The organism is Lacipirellula limnantheis (assembly GCF_007746075.1).
GTDB lineage: Bacteria > Planctomycetota > Planctomycetia > Pirellulales > Lacipirellulaceae > Lacipirellula > Lacipirellula limnantheis.
Window position 1 is genome coordinate 1,735,934 of record NZ_CP036339.1, and the last position, 18,994, is coordinate 1,754,927.

General features: G+C 60.5%; 18 protein-coding genes. 8 read left to right on the plus strand and 10 right to left on the minus strand.

The annotated features are described in order from the left end of the window. Window positions 1-130: 130 nt before the first annotated feature. On the minus strand, window positions 131-805 hold the full coding sequence (locus I41_RS06730) for a hypothetical protein (RefSeq protein WP_145431818.1): 675 nt from the start codon (window positions 803-805) through the stop codon (window positions 131-133). Between the two features lie 245 nt (window positions 806-1,050). Here I41_RS06730 and I41_RS06735 point away from each other — a divergent pair, with 245 nt between their 5' ends. Together I41_RS06735 and I41_RS06740 are read left to right on the plus strand one after the other, a co-directional pair. Then, entirely contained in the window at window positions 1,051-2,142 is a 1,092-nt protein-coding gene (locus I41_RS06735) for a formylglycine-generating enzyme family protein (RefSeq protein WP_145431819.1), read from the plus strand. A gap of 394 nt (window positions 2,143-2,536) precedes the next feature. Then, window positions 2,537-2,776, plus strand: coding sequence for a hypothetical protein (locus tag I41_RS06740; protein ID WP_145431820.1), 240 nt, complete (start codon window positions 2,537-2,539; stop codon window positions 2,774-2,776). A gap of 197 nt (window positions 2,777-2,973) precedes the next feature. Here I41_RS06740 and I41_RS06745 read toward each other — a convergent pair whose 3' ends face one another. After that, complete coding sequence (locus I41_RS06745) at window positions 2,974-3,906, minus strand: NHL repeat-containing protein (protein WP_145431821.1); 933 nt, start codon at window positions 3,904-3,906, stop codon at window positions 2,974-2,976. 442 nt (window positions 3,907-4,348) lie between these two features. Here I41_RS06745 and I41_RS06750 point away from each other — a divergent pair, with 442 nt between their 5' ends. From I41_RS06750 to I41_RS06760, 4 genes are all read left to right on the plus strand, one after another. Continuing rightward, window positions 4,349-4,555: a hypothetical protein gene (locus I41_RS06750; RefSeq protein WP_145431822.1), complete on the plus strand. Its 207-nt coding sequence runs from the start codon at window positions 4,349-4,351 to the stop codon at window positions 4,553-4,555. Window positions 4,556-4,587: 32 nt separating this feature from the next. Then, window positions 4,588-4,782 (plus strand): hypothetical protein, encoded by a 195-nt coding sequence (locus I41_RS27120; protein WP_168206742.1) that lies wholly within the window; start codon window positions 4,588-4,590, stop codon window positions 4,780-4,782. 318 nt (window positions 4,783-5,100) lie between these two features. After that, on the plus strand, window positions 5,101-5,313 hold the full coding sequence (locus I41_RS06755) for a hypothetical protein (protein WP_145431823.1): 213 nt from the start codon (window positions 5,101-5,103) through the stop codon (window positions 5,311-5,313). Window positions 5,314-5,893: 580 nt separating this feature from the next. Then, entirely contained in the window at window positions 5,894-6,409 is a 516-nt protein-coding gene (locus I41_RS06760) for a PEP-CTERM sorting domain-containing protein (RefSeq protein ID WP_145431824.1), read from the plus strand. Between the two features lie 14 nt (window positions 6,410-6,423). On the opposite strand, the gene I41_RS06765 is transcribed toward I41_RS06760, so the two are convergent. Both I41_RS06765 and I41_RS06770 read right to left on the minus strand, forming a co-directional pair. Then, window positions 6,424-6,711, minus strand: a complete 288-nt coding sequence (locus I41_RS06765) for a hypothetical protein (protein ID WP_145431825.1) — start codon at window positions 6,709-6,711, stop codon at window positions 6,424-6,426. Window positions 6,712-6,717: 6 nt separating this feature from the next. Then, window positions 6,718-6,969 carry a hypothetical protein gene (locus I41_RS06770; protein ID WP_145431826.1) on the minus strand — a complete coding sequence of 84 codons (252 nt, stop codon included), beginning with the start codon at window positions 6,967-6,969 and terminating at the stop codon, window positions 6,718-6,720. Between the two features lie 606 nt (window positions 6,970-7,575). Between I41_RS06770 and I41_RS06775 the strand changes: the two genes are divergently transcribed. Beyond that, window positions 7,576-8,697 carry a coiled-coil domain-containing protein gene (locus I41_RS06775; protein WP_145431827.1) on the plus strand — a complete coding sequence of 374 codons (1,122 nt, stop codon included), beginning with the start codon at window positions 7,576-7,578 and terminating at the stop codon, window positions 8,695-8,697. A gap of 742 nt (window positions 8,698-9,439) precedes the next feature. On the opposite strand, the gene acs is transcribed toward I41_RS06775, so the two are convergent. From acs to glmS, 6 genes are all read right to left on the minus strand, one after another. Further along, window positions 9,440-11,398, minus strand: coding sequence for an acetate--CoA ligase (acs, locus tag I41_RS06780; protein WP_145431828.1), 1,959 nt, complete (start codon window positions 11,396-11,398; stop codon window positions 9,440-9,442). A gap of 178 nt (window positions 11,399-11,576) precedes the next feature. Further along, window positions 11,577-12,752 carry a pyridoxal-phosphate-dependent aminotransferase family protein gene (locus I41_RS06785; protein ID WP_145431829.1) on the minus strand — a complete coding sequence of 392 codons (1,176 nt, stop codon included), beginning with the start codon at window positions 12,750-12,752 and terminating at the stop codon, window positions 11,577-11,579. A gap of 67 nt (window positions 12,753-12,819) precedes the next feature. After that, window positions 12,820-13,803, minus strand: coding sequence for a DUF6807 family protein (locus I41_RS06790; RefSeq protein WP_145431830.1), 984 nt, complete (start codon window positions 13,801-13,803; stop codon window positions 12,820-12,822). Between the two features lie 147 nt (window positions 13,804-13,950). After that, window positions 13,951-15,159, minus strand: a complete 1,209-nt coding sequence (locus I41_RS06795; protein ID WP_145431831.1) for a 6-phosphofructokinase — start codon at window positions 15,157-15,159, stop codon at window positions 13,951-13,953. 239 nt (window positions 15,160-15,398) lie between these two features. Further along, window positions 15,399-16,109, minus strand: coding sequence for a polyprenol monophosphomannose synthase (locus tag I41_RS06800; protein ID WP_246133823.1), 711 nt, complete (start codon window positions 16,107-16,109; stop codon window positions 15,399-15,401). Next, complete coding sequence (gene glmS / locus I41_RS06805) at window positions 16,106-17,971, minus strand: glutamine--fructose-6-phosphate transaminase (isomerizing) (protein WP_145431832.1); 1,866 nt, start codon at window positions 17,969-17,971, stop codon at window positions 16,106-16,108. The genes I41_RS06800 and glmS overlap by 4 nt, the downstream gene beginning before the upstream one ends. Window positions 17,972-18,173: 202 nt before the next feature. Between glmS and kdsB the strand changes: the two genes are divergently transcribed. Further along, window positions 18,174-18,941 (plus strand): 3-deoxy-manno-octulosonate cytidylyltransferase, encoded by a 768-nt coding sequence (kdsB, locus tag I41_RS06810; protein ID WP_168206743.1) that lies wholly within the window; start codon window positions 18,174-18,176, stop codon window positions 18,939-18,941. The last annotated feature ends 53 nt before the right edge of the window (window positions 18,942-18,994 follow it).

Sequence of the window (18,994 nt, forward strand, 5' to 3'; positions counted from 1 at the left end):
GCCTGTGTACCCCAATTATCTCCCGGCACGCGCAGCTCCGAATTACTGCGCGCAATTGCTGCGCACGATTTGTTTCGCGTTGCTCGAAAACGCCTGGAATTGAATGGGGAAGAATTTAGCGCGCACGAATTCATTCGCCTTGACGGGGCTTTTCCTGCGCGCGCGATTTCCAACCTCGAACCCGACCGAGCGCCAGATTCACCTCTTTCAGTGTCTTGCCCTTGCTCTTGGCAAATTCTGCTTTGGTAGAGCCCTTCGCGTTCGCAGCCTTCCAGTCGCGATCAAGTTTCGCGTCTTCCTTGGGATCGTATTGTGGTTTGCGCCCTCGCTTGGAGCGCCGCGCAGCGACAGTCGCAGGGCCAAGATAGTAAAGCGCGCTATCCACGACCGACCTAATCTTGGCTTCGTGCTCTGGCCTCAGCTCATCTACCATGCGTCGCCAAGACCAATCGAACAAGGGCGCCCACGAATCGGCGACCGGCTTAAAGACAGCGGAGGGCCGCCCAAACAATTCCGGCTTGCTGGCGGCAAAGTCATTCAGTGCAACCAGGGCCAAAATACAGCCTGGGGGCTCGTCTATTCCGTGCTCAATCGGGAAGGGCCAGTCCTTCGCAAGCTTGCGGTGCCACTGTTCGCAGTCCCCCTCAGCGCCGTAACCCAATTCATTTTGCCGCTCCAGCGCGGCATGAGCCTCGCTCGCCGCTTTTTGACGGACCTTCGGATCGTTGAGTGCGGCGCGAATCTCATGCGCTAACTCGACAACGTAGAGGGGAGGAACACCATCGGCCTCTCCAAATCTTCCCATCGGGCAACTCCTTTCGATGCCGGGCCGATGGGCGGGATGACCGGCCGAAAGGAAGAAAGCCCATCACCCCCGCCCATCACTTGCCGCCCCGGTTTGCAACCCGCAGCGGACGCCCGACGATGCCTTTATTCTAGAAAAGTGCATCGCTTTACGGGAGTAGGCGAAAATGTGCTTGACCCTGCGGAGCCGCCGGGGCAGCCTGATCGGGAAGATTATTCCAATCGCTGCTCCCAGGGATTTGCCAAATGCGATGCCCCTACTGGATTTTTGCCACATTCTTTCTTGCGGCAGTGGCAGCTTCAAACGCCAGCGCTATTGCGATTCAGACCGTCCAAGTTGGTGTGCCGGGCAACTCGCCTGACACGGAAGTTATGACCACAGACGGAACGACCGGATATGGTTCGGTCGCTAGCTCATATCGCATTGGATCAACTGAAGTCACGAACGCGCAGTACGTGGAATTCTTGAATTCCGTGGGAAGGGTCGATCCATTTCAGTTGTACCTGCCGGTCATGACCACGAATTCGTGGGGGGGCATAATTCGGGATGGTGTTTCTGGAAGCTATACGTACTCCGTCAAGCCGAACGCAATTGGCCAAGGCCCTGGCGGAACGGATTACACATATGCCGACAAGCCCGTGAATTACGTTTCGTGGTACGACTCACTACGGTTTGTGAATTGGCTTCACAACGGCCAAGGGAACGGCGATACGGAGTCAGGGGCTTACACTCTCTTGGGGGGAACCATAATTCCAACTAATGGCGATGCCATCACGCGCAATCCTGGCGCTCGCTGGTTTCTCCCCTCCGAAAACGAATGGTACAAGGCTGCATACTTTGACGGGACCACCGGCACCTACTTTGACTATCCGACCGGCACCAACAATAACCCAAATAACAACCTTCCCTCGGCCGATACCGGGAATTCGGCAAACTTCCTAGCTGGAGGCCTGACGACGGGTAACGAACCATACCCATTTACGGATGCCGGGGATTACAGCCTTTCTTCGAGCCCGTTCGGCACGTTCGATCAGGGGGGCAATGTATGGGAATTGCATGAGACCATCACCGCTCCCGGGATGCGTGGAGTTCGCGGAGGAACGTACGATGGAGAGGGGTTCAATCTCGCAGCCTCGCACCGGGCGATCGCTGTATCGCCATCCGGTCACGCTGACAACATTGGATTTCGTGTTGCCAGCGCAATCCCCGAGCCATCGTCGGCCGCTCTTTGCCTAGTGCTCGTAGCACTTGCCTTAGAGTCGCGCAAATGCCGACGACGCGCATCGATTGCTTCCGAGGTCCAATCAATTGCCGTCGCCAATAAAGCGAAGCGCTGAGCGGCCGCGTGGCGCGCGCAAGGAAAGCGGCGAAGGGAATCACACCAGCGAAGGGAGAAACGCGTCAGCGGGGCGCTGAGGGCCTCTCCGCTCGAATGGGCTTTTAGCTACGCGAAGACTACTCTACCGCTCCCCGAATCACGAAGGGGTGGGGAGCGATCCAAAGTTCTTTGGCGACTAAAAAAGGGACCCGGTGGCCAAATTCCTCCGCTACGCCCTGGCGACGTTCTGCTTCGCGGCAAGCGTCGGGTGTTTGGCGTTGTGGTGGCGAAGTATGACGCATATTGAACTCATCGCGTTCGCTCGCCCGTCAATGCCTGTTACAACTGTGCGATGTAGTCATGGCTACTTCATCGTTGGCACTACGGCAAATCCCACGTCACGCAACCTAAACTTGTATCGTTCACACAGAATTCGGGCGGACTCGCAATCCGTCGTAGTTCAAGAAGTCATCCGAACCGGCCGCTGCTTCGGCGAGGTACGACACTTCAAGTTCTGCCCCCTCTGGTATCCCGCCCTCGTCTTCGCCCTCGCTGCCGTAGGCATCCTGCAAATCCCCCGCTTCACGATTCGCTCGGCGCTCATTGCCACGACGATTATTGCTGCCCTGCTGGGGATGGTCGTTGTTTTGTAAACTACCGCAATGGCCAAAGCATTTAGCTACGCCGTGGCGCCGTTTGCTTCGCGGCAAGCGTTGGCTGTCTGGCGTCCGGTGGCGGGGCTCCTCACTGCTAGGCATGGTCGTGGTGCTGTAGCTGCACATCGCAACCTTCGCGCCGGCTGTTTTTCCTGGCCCGCGTCGCGTGAGTAGCGTCCGGCGCGGGCGGCGACTTAGCGAATCTCGCGGGGCGCTTTTCTACAAGCAAATGCACAGATTGCGATGGTGTAGACCATGCAGGCGTGACTTGGTTCGGGAACTGCATTCCCTGCCCAAAGCATTCCGCCCAAGAACTGCAAATGGTTTCTCATGCTGGTAACGCCTACGAAAGTTCCATCAGCTTTCCAACGGAAAACGCCAATCTGCGCTGAGGTGGCAAAGACGTCATTGTTAGGACCGCGAACTATTGCCTCCGGATTAACTAATTCCGGCGCGAGAAACTCACGAAGCAGGGTTCCGTCAGTGGCAAATTCTCGAATGGTTTCCATGACGACGTCACCCACGAAAACCGTGTCCGTTGCCTCGCTGTACGACAAGTTGGAGACGAGTCCAATTGGAAGTGACTTTTTGAATGCGCCAGAAGCAGTGTCGAATACGTTGACGCTCCCAAAAGCCCTTCCTGTCCAGAGTTCGCCATTGGGTAGGGATACGGCGGCGTCTACCCGATCAGACCCTATAGTCCCTAGATTCAACCCAGCGGGACTGAACTTTTGAAGGTAAAGATGATCTGTCTGAGTAGCCACGAAGTAATTGCCGTCGGGACCAACCGTGACATTACCCGGGATACCTAAGTTGGGGTGTACAAAGCTTAGGGACGACGGACGATTGCCGGCGTGATCATAAACACGTATTTCGGGCTGGCCTTGCGCTACGACGACTGCGCGCCCAAAGTCGTCGAACGCCATCTGGAATGGATTGTCAATCGAAGTGTCGAGGTAGCCCTTAAAAGTCAGGTCTGAATCAAACACTCCAATGTTGTCAGAGTCACCTCCCGCAATGAGGAAATCATCGCGGTCGAATCCAATCGCCGAAACGGAGCCCGAACGACTCGTAGTGAGCAATGTTATCAGAATAAATAACGTGCTGAGCGACCATCGGTGCATCATTAGTCAATTCCAGGCTAGTGCAAGAAGTTCTTGATTAAGAGCGTGAGCGACAGCAGGAATCATTGTAACAACGCACGTTCGTCATTCCCAATCAGCAATTAGGATCTACTCCGAGACTCGGCCGCCGCTTCACGATCCGCTCGGCGCTCATCGCGACGACGATCGTGGCTGTATTGCTGGGGATGGTCGTCGTACTGTGATCAAGTACTTCCGTTACGCACTGGCGACGTGTTTTTTCGCGGCGAGCGTCGGGGGTTTGGCGTTGTGGTTCTTGACAGGTCTTCGTGGTGGGTATTTCGACGCCGCAGTAGGTCATAGCAGCGTCGGATCAGTCGTTGTACAGGCCCACACCGGGATTGCATCGCTGACGGGGCGACTAACAACTGCGGAGTTGGTAGTCAGGAACGGATGGGCCTATAACTCGACGACCGATGGGCTTTCAATGGCCCTATTCAATCGAGTACGTGACAGCGAAGGGCTTTTCGGCCTCGGCACGCAATCGGTGTATTTCCCCCTCTGGTATCCCGCCCTCGTCTTCGCCCTCACTAGCGTCGCCGCCCTGAGACTCGGCCGTCGCTTCACTATCCGCTCGGCGATCGTCGCCACGACCGTCGTGGCTGGGCTGCTGGGGATGGCGGTGATTCTGTAGGAAGGTGCCTGGGCGGCGGTTAGAATGCACGGATGATCCAAGCGATCCTTGTCATCGTCTGCTTTGCGATCGTCGGCGGAATGATCTCCGGCGCAGTCGGCGCGCTCCTCCGAGGGAACCGCGGCGCCACCGTCGGCTTCATTGTTGGCGCGATCTTGGCTCCTCTCGGCCTGATCCTATTTTGGGTGGCCGTTATTCGCTCCGGGGCGTTCGGAAGTCTAGGATGACCCCGGCCGGGAGGCTGGGGGCTTGGGGGTGGTGGGTAGCTAAGTGTGCAGCCCCGGAATCGGGGTTAGAATGCCGGGATGGCACAATTTGCGGCAGGCTTACTGGTGGTTGGCTTCATAGGCGTTTGCCTGGCTGAACCGTATACCAAGATGGTCCGATCCATCAGCGGAAGCGACAGCCTGCTCACTGACCCTGGAATCATACGCGTAATTGGTTGGGTCCAGTTGGCGGCTGGGGCCGTTCTGGTTGGCGTCAATCTCTTTCGGGGCTAGTCCGCTCCCGATTGCATTCCGGCGCCGGCGGTTAGAATGCCGGGCATGACCCGCGCCTTCTCTTATCTCGCATTTCTCCTGTCGGCCCTATTCGCACTGTGGTTTGTTGCCGGGTGGGTCGATGCAATCTGGAGCAACGGGCTATCTGTAGGCGCCTACTCACTCCTCCACTGGCCGGCAGTCAGTGGCACGATCGCTCTGCCAGTCTTGGCCGTGGTGTTTCTGTGCCTGGGAATGTCCCTGCTGCCGAAGGACTGACCCCGGCCGGGAGGCTGGGGGCTAGGGCTGCTTTCGCCCCACCCGTCGCCAGCGGGTATAGTGCGGGGAAGGACAAGGGTCCATAGGCTCCAGGCTCCTGTTTTCACTAATTATCGAGCTCGTCGCGAATGCTGTAAAGATAAAGAAGTGAAGCAATTAGGCTGGCTCCGAGGCCAAATGCCGCCACCATTCCTACGTAGGCCACGACGGAGAAATCGTCGGCCCATGCCGATTGTCTAGCGAGCCGGGATTGCTCTGGCCTCGTCAAGATCCGGAACGCATCGATCAAAAATAGGACGACTCCTAGCACAGGACCACAAACGACAAAAACTAAAGCAGATATCGGCCCCGAGCGTCCGCGCGAGTGTATGTAAACGACAAGCAGTCCCGCCAACAATCCGAGACAGACGAAGATGACGACTAAATAGCCAATCGCGGCCTCGTCGGAGATAGTTGGGTCCATAAAACACGTTCTTTCACCCGCCTAGCGAAGACTTGGTTCATGAGCGTGCATTAGACTAGAGACGTTGATTTGGTCAAGAGTTTGCGGCCGGGGAGCGGGGGCGGTAGAGTGGCGGGCATGAGACTATCACTTTTCGTTGCCCTGTTAGCAAGTACTATCGCGATGCCTGCGAGCGCGCAAGTTACCGCTCTGTACAATCCCGCCACCGGCAGTGTCACGCTATCTCATCTTGATAGCCTGCCGTTTCAGGGCAATTTCTGGGTGTTTATTCTCAAGTCTGAATTGGGCGAGTTGAAGGAGCCTGGGATACCAACAGGTTCGGCGTTCACAACTTTAGATTCTGGATTCACGGTATCCTACGGTGACCTGCCGGGCGAAATAAATTGGTTCTCCTCCGATGCGGTTCTGGATTCGCGTCTCTTCTACATGGGTGACGTCGTAGTGCCAGGAACGCCTGCAGATGACCTGGCGTTAACTTGGGTGTACGGCTTGAGTGATGGTCCGTTCGGAATTCCTCGCGACGGCGTGATAGCAGTAGTGCCTGAGCCGGCGTCCTGGGGGGGGCTCGCATCGTTACTTGGGGTGTCAGCGGCGATCCTCGCCTCACGCCGCCTTCGCCGCCCGCAGGGATGAGAGGGTGAAGGGCGTCAGAACTCACCGATTCGTCCGTAGGGATACGCAGCCTCTGGGAACAGGCTCCGGAGTTGATTGATCTCTTGAGCGTCCATTGCCGGATCGACTAGCAGCGCGTCGTAGCCGCTCTCGCCGAACAGCCGCAGCAAGCCAGGAGCGGCGACTGGGTGCCCTCCGGCGACGCGGCCAGACCTTATCGCCTCTCCCCGCTGATTGTGCCAGTCGACATGCCGCCACATCGCTACCGCCACGATCGCCGTGACGGCCAGCGCGACGCGGAGGGTGAAGCGGGGGCGGGGCATGGGGTACTAGCCGTTTGATGGCTGGAGCGAGGCAGCATACGCCTCGTAGAGTTGCATTGCGTTGTCGACGTACAACTCCGCATAACCGCAGTCGCTACAGATCCACGCCTTCAAATAGCCGCTGCGGAATCCCTTAAAGATAAATGCCCTGGGGTTGGAACTGACGCAGGCCGAGAGCCTCCCACCTTTATTTTCGTAGGTGCACGCGTCGGGGACGATTTTGGCAGAACCGCACTTGCTGCAGCTTGAGATTTTCATCTTCTATTCTCCGAGAGTCAGATTCCGATCGCTATAGTCGCGGTCAATTTTTAACGACGCGATTGTACGCGACGCGGCGTCCTTGCGCATAATCTACCGCCCCCGGATGCCCCATGTCGCGCGCTCGCCGGTCGAGAAGGGGAATCGCACCGGCGACCGCCCGAACGCGAGAGGAGGGTTGCTAGCGCGCGTGGCGGCATGGCGGTGATTTCACGACATGGAGATTACTCTCACAGTTCCCAGCACGCGAAGGGGCGGGAGGCTATTCAAAATCTCTGGCTGAACTGAAAAGGGACCCCCGCGACGCGTGAAAGCGCTGCTGCTCGAGTCGCTTCGCTCGACCGGAGGGTTGAAGTCGTCGGCGCTCGGTGATCATCGCCGCGACGATCTTAGCTGGGCTGCTCGGGATAGCAGGGCTTCTGTAGGGGAGGCTGATCGCGGATTCACAGCGGCGAACTCGAAGACATGGCTCGCTGGTCATGTTTCGATTCTGCAGTTTCTGATGACTGATCCGCGATAGCATCCCTTGCTCACTCCGCACCGCTTGCCCAGACGATCCTAACAGTGACGCAACGCCCCTTCCCTCCCGTCACTAAGGGACGCCCAATGGCTCGTGCATCTCTCGCTGCCGTCTCTCTCGGCTTCGCCGTTCTGGTTGGTTGCGGGACCTCAGAGATCGACGGACTTCGCGCCGCGGTCGAGAAGCACAAGAAGACCGCGGAGAGCGCCGCCGCGGCGACCAAGATCGCGGAAGCTGCCGCTCTCAAGGCCAGAGAAGCGGCGTCCGCAACGCTCGCACAAGCAGAGGAACTGCATCGCCAGGCAATCGCTCGCGATTTCGCCGCAGAGGAGCGGACGCGTGCTGCGGCAATAACCGAGAAGACCGCTGAGCAGACGATGAGGGAAGCCAACGACCTGATGGCGGCCGCAAAAGTGATCATGGCCGAACTGGAGGATGATCGCGACGACTTTAGCCGCCGAGTCGCAGAGGCTCAGCGGCTGATTTCCGACGGAGCGCGAGCCAAGATCGAAGCCAAGAACGCTCAGGCGATTTCCGCGGGCGTCCAGCGTCTCGCCACCGCAGCCCGCGACGATCGCCAAGCCGCCGAGCAGGCCCTGCGAGAGGTGACACGCGCTCGCGAACTGATCCTCGCCGAACGTCTTGCCGCGACTAAGGAGCAGAAAGCCGCCTGCGCGTCGATCGAAGCCGCTCGCCTAGAGAAGCTCGCTGCCTCCGACGCTCTCGAAGCGGCGAAACTCGCCAAACAAGAAATCGTGAATGATCGTTCATTGCTCGATCAGGAGCGGGAACTACTGGCACAGGCTCGGCAAGACGTTGAAGAACGTACCGCACTTGCCGACGCGCGGCTGGCGAAGGCCGAAGCGAAGAAGGCGTCTGCCGAACTAGCAAGGACCGAAGCGGCGCGGCAACAGGTGATCCTGGCCGAACAACTGTCGGCCCTGGAAGCTGCGAAGGAAGCGGCCGCCATCAGCGCGCTTTCCGCCGAGCAGTCCCGCGCCCTGTCGGCGATCGAGCGTCGTGCGGCCGAAAAAGCTCGCGCTTCTGCAGTTGCCGCTGAGCAGGAAGCGGTGAGCAGCAACGACTACGTTTCGTCGGTGCTTGCTCAACTCCGCGAGACGCAGGAGCAAGCCACGCTGGAGGCGACCGCACGCCCGCGATCGTCTGTAAAGATCAGCGCGGGGGAGACGGAAGACGCGACCAAGTAGCATTGGCATCCTTCCCTTACGCCGGACGGGCCGATGGCCCCAGTGACACGCTCACGCGTCTCCGGCGTTCGGCAAAGGGAATCAACCAGCAACCACTGGGACGCATTAGCGTGGCGCTGAGGGCCGCAGAGCGTGAGGTTGTACGGGGACGCGGAGACTACTCGCACAGTTCTCGCAACATGAAGGGGTGGGAGGCGATTAAAAAATCCTCAACTGGGCAGAAAGGGACCCCTTCAACGCTACGAAAACGTCGCTCTCGCGTGCGCGCGCGAGGGGTTCATGGGTTCGCCGATCGAACGAGGGCCATGACCGCCAGCCTCACGGGGTCGGGCAAGGTCGCCCAGCGGTTGGCGACTTCGGAGAGGTCGGGATCATATCCAGCCATGGGAGCGGTCTGGTTCGCCTCGTTGCCATCTGCTGCTTCAGCTTGTTCCGCCCCGTTTTCTGCGCTGCCTGCTGCGCCAGGCGCTGCGCTTTGCTTAGAGTCTTCGCTTTCCCCGGAGAATTCGGGGGTCGCACGCGGACTCATAATCCCTTGGTCCTAGGTTCGAATCCTAGCCGGACTACTCCTACGCTTGGCTTGCGGCAAAGAAACCGCACTGATCGATTAGGTACGGATTATTGCGGGACGTGGAGCTGCAGACGACGTGTGCGCGATGCACGGGAAACAGTGACGAGCACGAGCTTGAACACGAGGTTTCAAGCAGTGCCCGTTCCGCTTCGAGGAAAGTTGGCTGGCGCTCTACTCTTCCTCGCTGCGGAGACTCGCCAGCACGCTGTAGTCTTCCAACGTACTGGTGTCGCCGACCGTCTCTTTGCCCGCGGCAATGTCGCGGAGCAGCCGGCGCATGATCTTGCCGCTGCGAGTTTTGGGCAGCGTCCCGGTGAAGCGGACGTCGTCGGGCTGGGCAAGCGCACCTATCTGCGTACGGACATGCTTCACAAGTTCCTTGCGGAGCTCTTCGCTCGGCTCGGCGCCCCGCAAGGTCACGAACACGGCAACCGCTTCGCCCTTTAGCGGATCGGGCCGCCCCACCGCCGCGGCTTCGGCGACGTTCGGGTGGCTGACCAGCGCGCTCTCGATCTCGATCGTGCTGAGTCGGTGGCCCGAGACGTTCAGCACGTCGTCGATGCGACCCATGATCCAGTAGTATCCGTCGGCGTCGCGGCGGGCGTTGTCGCCGGCGAGATACTTGCCGGGGACCTTTGACCAATAGACTTCCTTGAATCGTTCGTCATCGCCCCAAATGCCGCGCAACATGCCGGGCCATGGATGAGCGATGGTCAGCCAGCCGCCGTGCGTGGCGTCGACCTCGGCCCCCGACGAGTCGACGATCTTGGGCAGGATGCCTGGCAACGGCATCGTGCAACTCCCGGGCTTCGTCGGCGTGGCGCCGGGCAAGGGACTCATCATGATGCCGCCCGTTTCGGTCTGCCACCAGGTATCGACGATGGGACAGCGCTCACCACCAATCTTGCGGTGATACCACATCCAGGCTTCGGGGTTGATCCCCTCGCCGACGGTGCCGAGGACCCGCAGGCTCGATAGATCGTACTTCTCGACGTGATGGTCGCCCCACTTCATGAAAGCGCGGATAGCCGTGGGCGCCGTGTAGAAAAGCGAGACCTTATATCGCTCAATGAGCTCCCAGAATCGCCCCTCATGCGGAAAGTTCGGGGCGCCTTCGTAGATCAGGACCGTCGCGCCCGCCGAAAGCGGGCCGTAGGTGACGTAGGTGTGTCCGGTGACCCAGCCGCAGTCGGCCGTACACCAATAGACATCCTGCTCGCGATGGTCGAATACCCACTCGAAAGTCTTCTTGGCGAATAGGTTGTAGCCAGCGGTCGTGTGGCGAATCCCTTTGGGTTTGCCAGTCGATCCGCTGGTATAGAGGATGAATAGCGTCGTCTCGCTGTCGAGCGGCTCGGCGGGACAATTGTCGCTGGCCTCGGCCATCAACTTGTGCCACCAGAAATCGCGGCCCGGCTCTATGTGGATCGCCTCGTTCACACGATCGAGGACGACGCACTTTTCCACCGACGGCGATTTCTTCAGCGCCTCGTCGACCGTTTGTTTGAGCGCGAGCACTTTGCCGCGTCGCCAAGCGGCGTCGGCAGTAATTTGGATCTTGGCCTGCGCGTCGTTGTTGCGATCGGCGATTGCTTCGGCTGAGAACCCGGCGAAGATCACCGAGTGGATGGCGCCGATGCGGGCGCACGCCAGCATGGCGATGACCAGTTCAGGCGTCAGCGGCATGTAGATCGAAACGACGTCGCCTTGCTTCGTCCCGAGTGACTTGAGCACATTGGCGAACTTGCTGACCTCGCGGAGTAGCTCCGCATACGTATACTGACGTTTGTCGCCAGGCTCGCCTTCCCAAATTAATGCGATGCGATCGCCATTGCCGGCAGCGACGTGCCTGTCAAGACAGTTGTAAGAAGCGTTCGTTTTGCCGCCGACGAACCACTCGGCGAACGGTTCGTTCCAGCGAAGAGCTTCGGTAAACGGCTGGAACCAGTGAAGTTCTTCTTTGGCAAGCCGGGCCCAGAATGCGGGCGAATCGGCAGCCGCCTCGTCCCATAGCTGTTGGTACTCGGCCATCGACTTGATTCTTGCGCGGGCCGACGTCTCGGGCGTGGGGGGGAATACCCGGGATTCATGCATCACGGTGTCGAGTTGGCCGGTGGACTGCTGTCCCATGAGTATCTCCGCGGATGAACTAGCGAGACGGCGTCGAAGAGAGCCGACAAGAGCGCGGCGTACTACGACGCCGCGCCACGCGATTGTAATCGACGGGCCAGCGGCCTTAAAGTGCCGGCGTCTCGGGCCGAGCGAGGCGTCGGAGCCCCTTGATCCTGCAACGCCGGGCCGAGGCCCCTTAGCTGGCGTAAACGTCGGCTGCGGCGGCCACGCTCGCGCCGTGCGTGAACTTGAACCCTTGCTCGGCGAGCAATTGCTCCAGGGCCGAGAGCACCAAGTAGACATTGGCCGGGCGAGCGCCGTACCCCATCAGGCCAATGCGCCAGACCTTGCCCTTGAACGCGCCGAGTCCCGCGCCAATCTCGATGCCGAAACGGTTCAGCAGATCGCTGCGAACTTTCACTTCGTCGATGCCCGGGGGAATGTGGACCGCGTTGAGCATGGGCAGTTGATGCCCTTCCTGCGCGGCGTACATGATGCCGATGGCTGCCAGCCCCGCTTTGAGCGCGCGGTGGTTCAGCGCATGGCGGGCAAAGCAAGCGTCGAGTCCTTCCTCGAGAATGATGGACACCGCCTCATACAAGCCGTAGCTCATGTTGATGGGAGCGGTGTGATGGTAGACGCGGTCCGATCCCCAGTAGTTGGCGAGCATCGTCACGTCGAGATACCAGCTTTGCACCTTCGTCTTGCGGGCCATGATCACGTCCATCGCGCGCTGGTTGAACGAGACTGGCGCGAGTCCTGGCGGGCAACTCAGGCATTTTTGCGTGCCGGAGTAAATCGCGTCGATACCCCACCTGTCGACTTCGACCGGAACGCCGCCGAGCGACGTTACGGCGTCGACCAGCAACAGCGCGCCTGCCTCGTGCACGATCTTGGCGATCTCTTCGATGGGCTGATAGGCGCCGGTCGACGTTTCGGCCATCACAATGCCCACGACCTTCGGCTTGGCGGCGTCGACCGCATTGCGGAGTTCCTCCGGCGTGAAGACCTCGCCCCAGGGACGCTCAACTTTGGTGACTTTGGCGCCAGCTCGCGCGGCGACGTCGGTCATGCGACCTCCGAAGACGCCGTTGACGCCAATCACCATCGAGTCGCCAGGCTCGATGAGGTTGACGACGGTCGCCTCCATTCCGGCGGAACCAGTTCCGCTGACGGCAAACGTCATCCGGTTGCTCGTGCGAAAAAGTTCGCGCAGCCCGCCCTGCAGCTTGTCCATCACTTGCAGATAGTACGGATCGAGGTGGCCGACAGTTGGCCGGGCCATCGCCGCGAGAACGCGGGGGTGAATGTCACTGGGGCCAGGGCCGAGGAGGGTGCGAATTGGCGGATTGAGCGAAGGTAGGGCGGGCATCGTGCGTCCTGTGCGGCGATGGGGAAAGCTGAATTACGTCGGCGGCGAAGCTAGGCGGCTCGCCGATCTATTCGCTAATGAACTGCTGGGAAAGAGTCGCGCATTCCTCGACGGTCATCTCACCGGGCTGAACCCAGAGCCGGTACTTCACGTCCAGCGGTTCGTCCTTCGTGACGTCGGCGACAAAATATGATCCAAATCGTCCGTAATCCCGTTCGCTGTATCGCGCCGGTTTCGGATTCGAAGGATGGTCGAGATAGAGCACCGTGAACCTTTGCCCATCGACGACAAAGCTCATGGCATTCCACGGGCGGTTCTCATTTTCAGCGTTCTCCTTCGCGGCTGGATTCTCGTGATCCCAGTTGCGATAGTCTCCCGGCTGGCCTCGGCCATCGGTGCGGAGATAGTACGTCTCGGCGGCCGTTTCGTCGGGAACTTTCTGCGTCGCGCGAAACTGGAATCCGGCGTGCTGTGGATCGCCGTCAAGGTGGATTGGCTTGCCGTCGGCCGTTTCCAGGTGCGACGCGAAGTCGATTTGCCAGCCGTCAACGCTATCATGCTTGGTACGCCGCACCTCGATCTCGCGCGTCTCATGGGCGAAGAGCTCTCCCTCCTGGCCGTGCCAGTCGATGGCGACGACCTGCGATGCGGAATCATCGTCGGCCGTTTGCTCGATCACTTCCTCGTGCGACTGGAACGTCTTTCCAGTGCAGTGCCACATGTCGCACTGCTTGCCGTCGCCGTAGGAGATTTTGTTGAAGCCGTAGAAGAGTCCGCGATGATGGGGGAAAAGGCCGCCCGTTCCCTTGGTCAGCAACGTCTGACCGTCAGGGCTGAACACCTGATGATACGGCTTGAACGTGTCGTTCCGCGTCTGCTCGCTCGACTCGTCCAGCGTTGGCATTTCGTAGCGCAGAACCGGCTTGCCGTCAAAGTCGAGGTCGACGTGATCGGCCTGAGGCGCCTGCCACTCGAATCGGTCGGCCGGGGCGTTTGCGGCGATGTTCAGCGTAAGCAGGAAGAACCCGATCCCCGCAGCTCGAACCCCCATGGATTTTGCCTCCGATTTCGTTCTATTAACGCCTCTGACCGCAAATGCGGCTTGGCGTTCATCGTAACGTACCGGGGCTGCCGGGAGCAAACGCGGCAGTCTCCATGTCGAAGCGCGTCACCGTGGGCGCTGCAAACAAGACGCCGCCTAGGGCTGAAGGGCCTCCTCCGTCGCCGCGTCGGCCAAATCGAGCGTGAACTCGGCGTCCAGCTCAACGTCTTCGGCGGTTTGAACGTCGGCCGCCTCCGCGCTGCAGGCAAAGGGACTGAGCCCCGCCTCGCAGTCGCCGAAGCTAATGCCGAGCGCACGAGCTGCCTGGACCGCGGCGCCCTCGCTGTCGACCAGACGAATCTGGTGAACGGCCTCGATAATCGGCACGCTGCCCATGTCGGGCGGGTTGTAGCAGATCATTTGGCCGAACTTCCTTTCGACGATCAGCCGAACCGCGTGGGCGCCATATTGAGTGGCAAGCACCCGATCAAACGTGGTCGGCGCTCCGCCCCGCTGCAAATGGCCGAGGACCACGCAGCGAGCTTCGCGATGGAGTCGTTCTTCCAACTCGCGGGCAATCAGCGGGCCGATGCCGCCGAGTTTCTTTTGCGCGCCGCGCCGTTCTTCGCCCACCATCTCGCCCGTCGGGAGGTGCGCCCCTTCCGCGACGACGACCAGCGTGAAGTGCTTGCCGTGGACCTCGCGATCTAGAATCTTATGGCAAACGTTCTCGAACGACCACGGGATTTCGGGAATCAAGATGACGTCGCCGCCGCCCGCAATGCCAGCGTGGAGCGCGATCCAGCCGGCGTGACGGCCCATGACTTCAAGAACCATAATCCGCTCATGAGCGGCCGCCGTCGTGTGGAGGCGATCAAGCGCGTCAGTGGCGCACGCCACCGCGCTGGAGAAACCGAACGTGTAGGCCGTCGCCGAGAGGTCGTTGTCGATCGTCTTTGGCACGCCGACCACCGGGATGCCGAATTCGTGGAACTGTTGCGCGACCGCGAGCGATCCATCGCCCCCGATGCAAACCAATCCCTCGATGCCGAGCTGTTTTACCGTACCCGCAACGCCTTCGAGCAATTCCGGATCAAGGTCAACGCGATCCTGTACGCCTACCGTGGCGGCGAAGCGGCCTTTATTCGTCGAGCCAAGAATGGTTCCGCCCTGCGTGAGAATGCCGGCAGTATTCTTGGGCGTGAGCGTGATGTAGCGAACGGGATCGTATAGGCCTTCATAACCCTTCAGGAAGCCGAGGCACTCATACCCGAGTTGCCACGATGCCTTCACAACGCCGCGGATAACTGCGTTCAGGCCGGGGCAATCGCCGCCGCTGGTGAGAATTCCGAGCCGCTTGCTCATGTCGAAAAATCCTGTGCTAAGTAATGCGAACAGGAAAGGATAGGTCGCCGCCCGCGCAATGGAGAATACTTGATAGAAACTGCTTCAGACGGCAGAGTCGGTGCAATCGCCAACGTCGATTGTGCAAAATGTTTGGGCTTCAGTGCTCCGTTCGCAAGCAACGCAGAACTTGAGCGAAAATCGGCAAATCGTCGAGGCATCGACGCGAACCGTCGACTCCGGGAATCGAAGCTGCAAGCTTATCCGCGTCTGACCCGCCGCCAGGCCAAACGCGCGAGCACCTTGGCTTTTCCGACCGCTTCGCTGACGCCCACCTTCGAGGCGCCCGCTCGGCGATCGGTGAAGTCGATGGGCACCTCAGCAAAACGTGCGCCGCGACGGTGAAGCTGCCAGAGGATCTCCTCAAGGTAGGCGTACCCCGTTGCATGAAGATCGCTGAAATCGAGTTCGGCAAGCTTCGAAACGCGGTAGAGCCGACAAGCCGTACTCGCGTCGCGCACCGGCGCCCCTAGCACGACTCTCGTAGCGAGATTCATCCCTCGACTGACGATGCGCCGGCCGAGGGGCCAGCCGTGGATTTCGCCGCCTGGGCAGTAGCGGGAGCCAATCACGATGTCGGCATCCGTTGACGCTGCGATGAGGCGGGGCAGCGCCTCGGGGGGGTGGCTCCAATCGGCGTCGAGCGTGATCAGCCAGTCGTAGCCGCGCTCGATGGCCGTCTGCATCGCCAGCCATGACGCCGAACCGAGCCCGAGCTTGCCGGCCCGATGGATCACCGAGAACCACGGCGAGCGGGCCGCCTCCGCATCGCACCAACGACCGGTTCCGTCGGGCGAGTTGTCGTCGACCACCAGCACAGCGGCGTCGGGTAGACGTTCTCGAATCGCCGCGACGAGCGTGGGGAGATTCTCGATCTCATTATAGGTGGCGATGGCGACGAGCAGCATCATTCCACCGTCACGCTCTTCGCCAGATTTCTCGGCTTGTCGACGTCGCAGCCGCGGAGGACGGCGATGTGATAGGCCAACAGTTGCAGCGGGATCGCGGCGACGATCGGCTGCAGGAAGTCGGCGGTCGCGGGGATCTCCAGCACGTCGTCTGCTAGTTCGGCCAAGTCCCGATCTCCCTCCTCGACGACGGCGATCACCGGCCCGCCGCGCGCCTTGATCTCCTCAACGTTCGCCACGACTTTGTCATAGACGCCGCAACGCGGCACGATAAACACGCTTGGCGTGTTCTCGTCGACGAGCGCAATCGGCCCATGTTTCATCTCGGCCGCCGGGTAGCCCTCGGCATGAACGTAACTGATTTCTTTGAGCTTGAGGGCGCCTTCGAGCGCCGTCGGAAAGTTGTACATCCGCCCCAGGTATAGGAAGTTCTCGCAGCCGGCGTACTTCCCGGCGATGCGGCGGCATTCGGCATTCGTCGTGAGGGCACGCTCCACTAGCGACGGCAGGCGTTCAAGGTCATCGATGATCCTCAGGCCCGCTTCGTAGCTCAGGTGATGGAGCCGCCCAAAGTGCAGGGCCAAGAGCGCCATGACGACGCACTGCGACGTGTACGCCTTCGTAGACGCGACCCCAATTTCCGGGCCGGCGTGCAAGTAGATGCCGCCGTCCGCCTCGCGGGCGATCGTGCTCCCCACGACGTTGCAGATCGCCATCGTCGGATGTCCCTTGCGCTTCATCTCCCGCAACGCGGCGAGGGTGTCAATCGTCTCGCCGCTCTGCGTAATCGCGAACAACAATGTCGTCGGCGTCAGCGGCGGATTGCGATAGCGAAGTTCGCTCGCATACTCCACTTCGACCGGCACGCGGGCGAGCGTTTCGATCATGTACTCGCCGACAAGAGCTGAATGCCAACTCGTGCCGCAGGCCGTCAGGACGAAGCGGTCAATCGACCGCAATTGTTGCGGAGTGAGATTCAGCCCTCCAAACTTCGCGGTGGCTGCGTCTCGATCGAGTCGGCCGCGCATGGCGTTTCGCACCGTCTCGGGCTGCTCGAAGATTTCTTTGAGCATAAAGTGCGGGAAACCGCCCAGCTCGACGTCGCTCGATTCAATATTGAGCAGCTTGACGTCGTGCTCCACGTCGCCCTGATCGCGATGGATGACGCGAATCGCGTCGGCCGAGACGACGGCCATTTCGTGATCGGCCAGGTAAACGATCTGATCCGTGTGCCCGGCCAGCGGCGAGCCGTCGCTGGCAATGTACTTTTCGTGATCGCCCACGCCGATAACCAGCGGACTGCCGAGCCGGGCAGCCACAATCACGTCGGGCCAATCGCGAAAGACGATGGCGAGCCCATAAGTGCCTCGTAGCTGCGCCAGCGCCGCTTGAACGGCCGCAATCAGCGGTGCATAGGGATCGGCCGCGTCGTCGAACGAAGTCGGCAGCATCGCCAATTCATCCGCGATCAAATGGGCGACGACCTCGCTGTCGGTCGCGCTGCGGAACTCGTATCCCTTGCTGATCAGTCGTTCCTTAATTGGCCGGAAATTCTCGATGACTCCATTGTGGACCAGCGCCAGGACGCCGTTGCCGCCGACGTGAGGGTGAGCATTCTCGTCAGTCGCCGGACCGTGCGTCGCCCAACGCGTGTGTCCGACGCCAAGCGAACCACGGACCGATGTTCGCTTAAGCAATGCGGCAAGGTCATCGACTCGTCCCGCGCTTTTGGCGATGGTGAGGCTGCCCCGCTCGGCAGTCACGATGCCGGCGCTGTCATAGCCACGATATTCGAGCCGCCTTAGCCCGGCGATCAGGAAGTCGGCCGCCTGATCGGGCCCGATGTAGCCGACAATGCCGCACATGCGATGTTCCTTCCGCGAGCCATTTCGGAAACGTTGCTAGCTGGCGCCGACGGTTAACGCTTCGGCGACTGCCAGCAAGCGTAACACGGGCCGAAAAACTCTACTACGCGAATGTCGGCTCCCGGGTTTCGCTCTTGGGCTGAGGAGAAAAACCGGCTACTTTCCGGCGCCGATTCAAAGTTCTTGAGCGAGGCTATTGTTCATGTCGCCCCTGCGTTCGCACTTCCGCCGCATTCTGGTGATCCCCGCCCGCCGTCGTTCGACGCGCCTGCCCGACAAGATGCTGCTTCGGGCCGCTGGCAAGACGGTGCTCCAACATACGTACGAAGCTGCGCTAAAGGTCAAACGGGCCGAACTGATCCTCATCGCCACGGACGACGAGGAGATTGCAGCCGAGTGCCGCCGCTTCGGCGCCCAGGCGGTCATGACCAGCCCCGACTGTCCCAGCGGCACGGATCGCGTGGCGGAAGCCGTCGCGGGCTTCCCTGCCGCGGAGGTGATCGTCAATCTTCAGGGTGACGAGCCTGAAGCCGACGCCGCAGCCATCGACCGACTTTTCGAACTGTTGGAAGCGACTCCTACTGCAGCGATGGCCACGCTGGCGACGCCGATCCGTGATCGCCACAAGCTCGAAGACCCGTCGTGCGTCAAGGTGACGTTCGATGCGGTTGGCCGGGCGCTCTACTTCTCCCGCAGTCCGATTCCGCACGCCCGCGAGTGGGACGACAGCCTCCTCGCGACGGAGCCGGCGACGTTCCATCAGCACATCGGCATCTACGGGTACCGCCGCTCGCTGCTCATGCAGATGCCGAAGTGGCCAGTCGGCCGACTGGAACAGATTGAAAAGTTGGAACAACTCCGCGTGCTCGAAAACGGCGAAGCAATCCTGGTCGCGGTCACCCAGCGGGCCACTAGGGGCATCGACACCCCCGAAGACTTCGCCGATTTCGTCGCCCGGCGCGCGGCCTAAACCTGTACCCGAGCAGCCCATCGTGGCGTGCCGGCCGCCGGCGGCCTAAAATA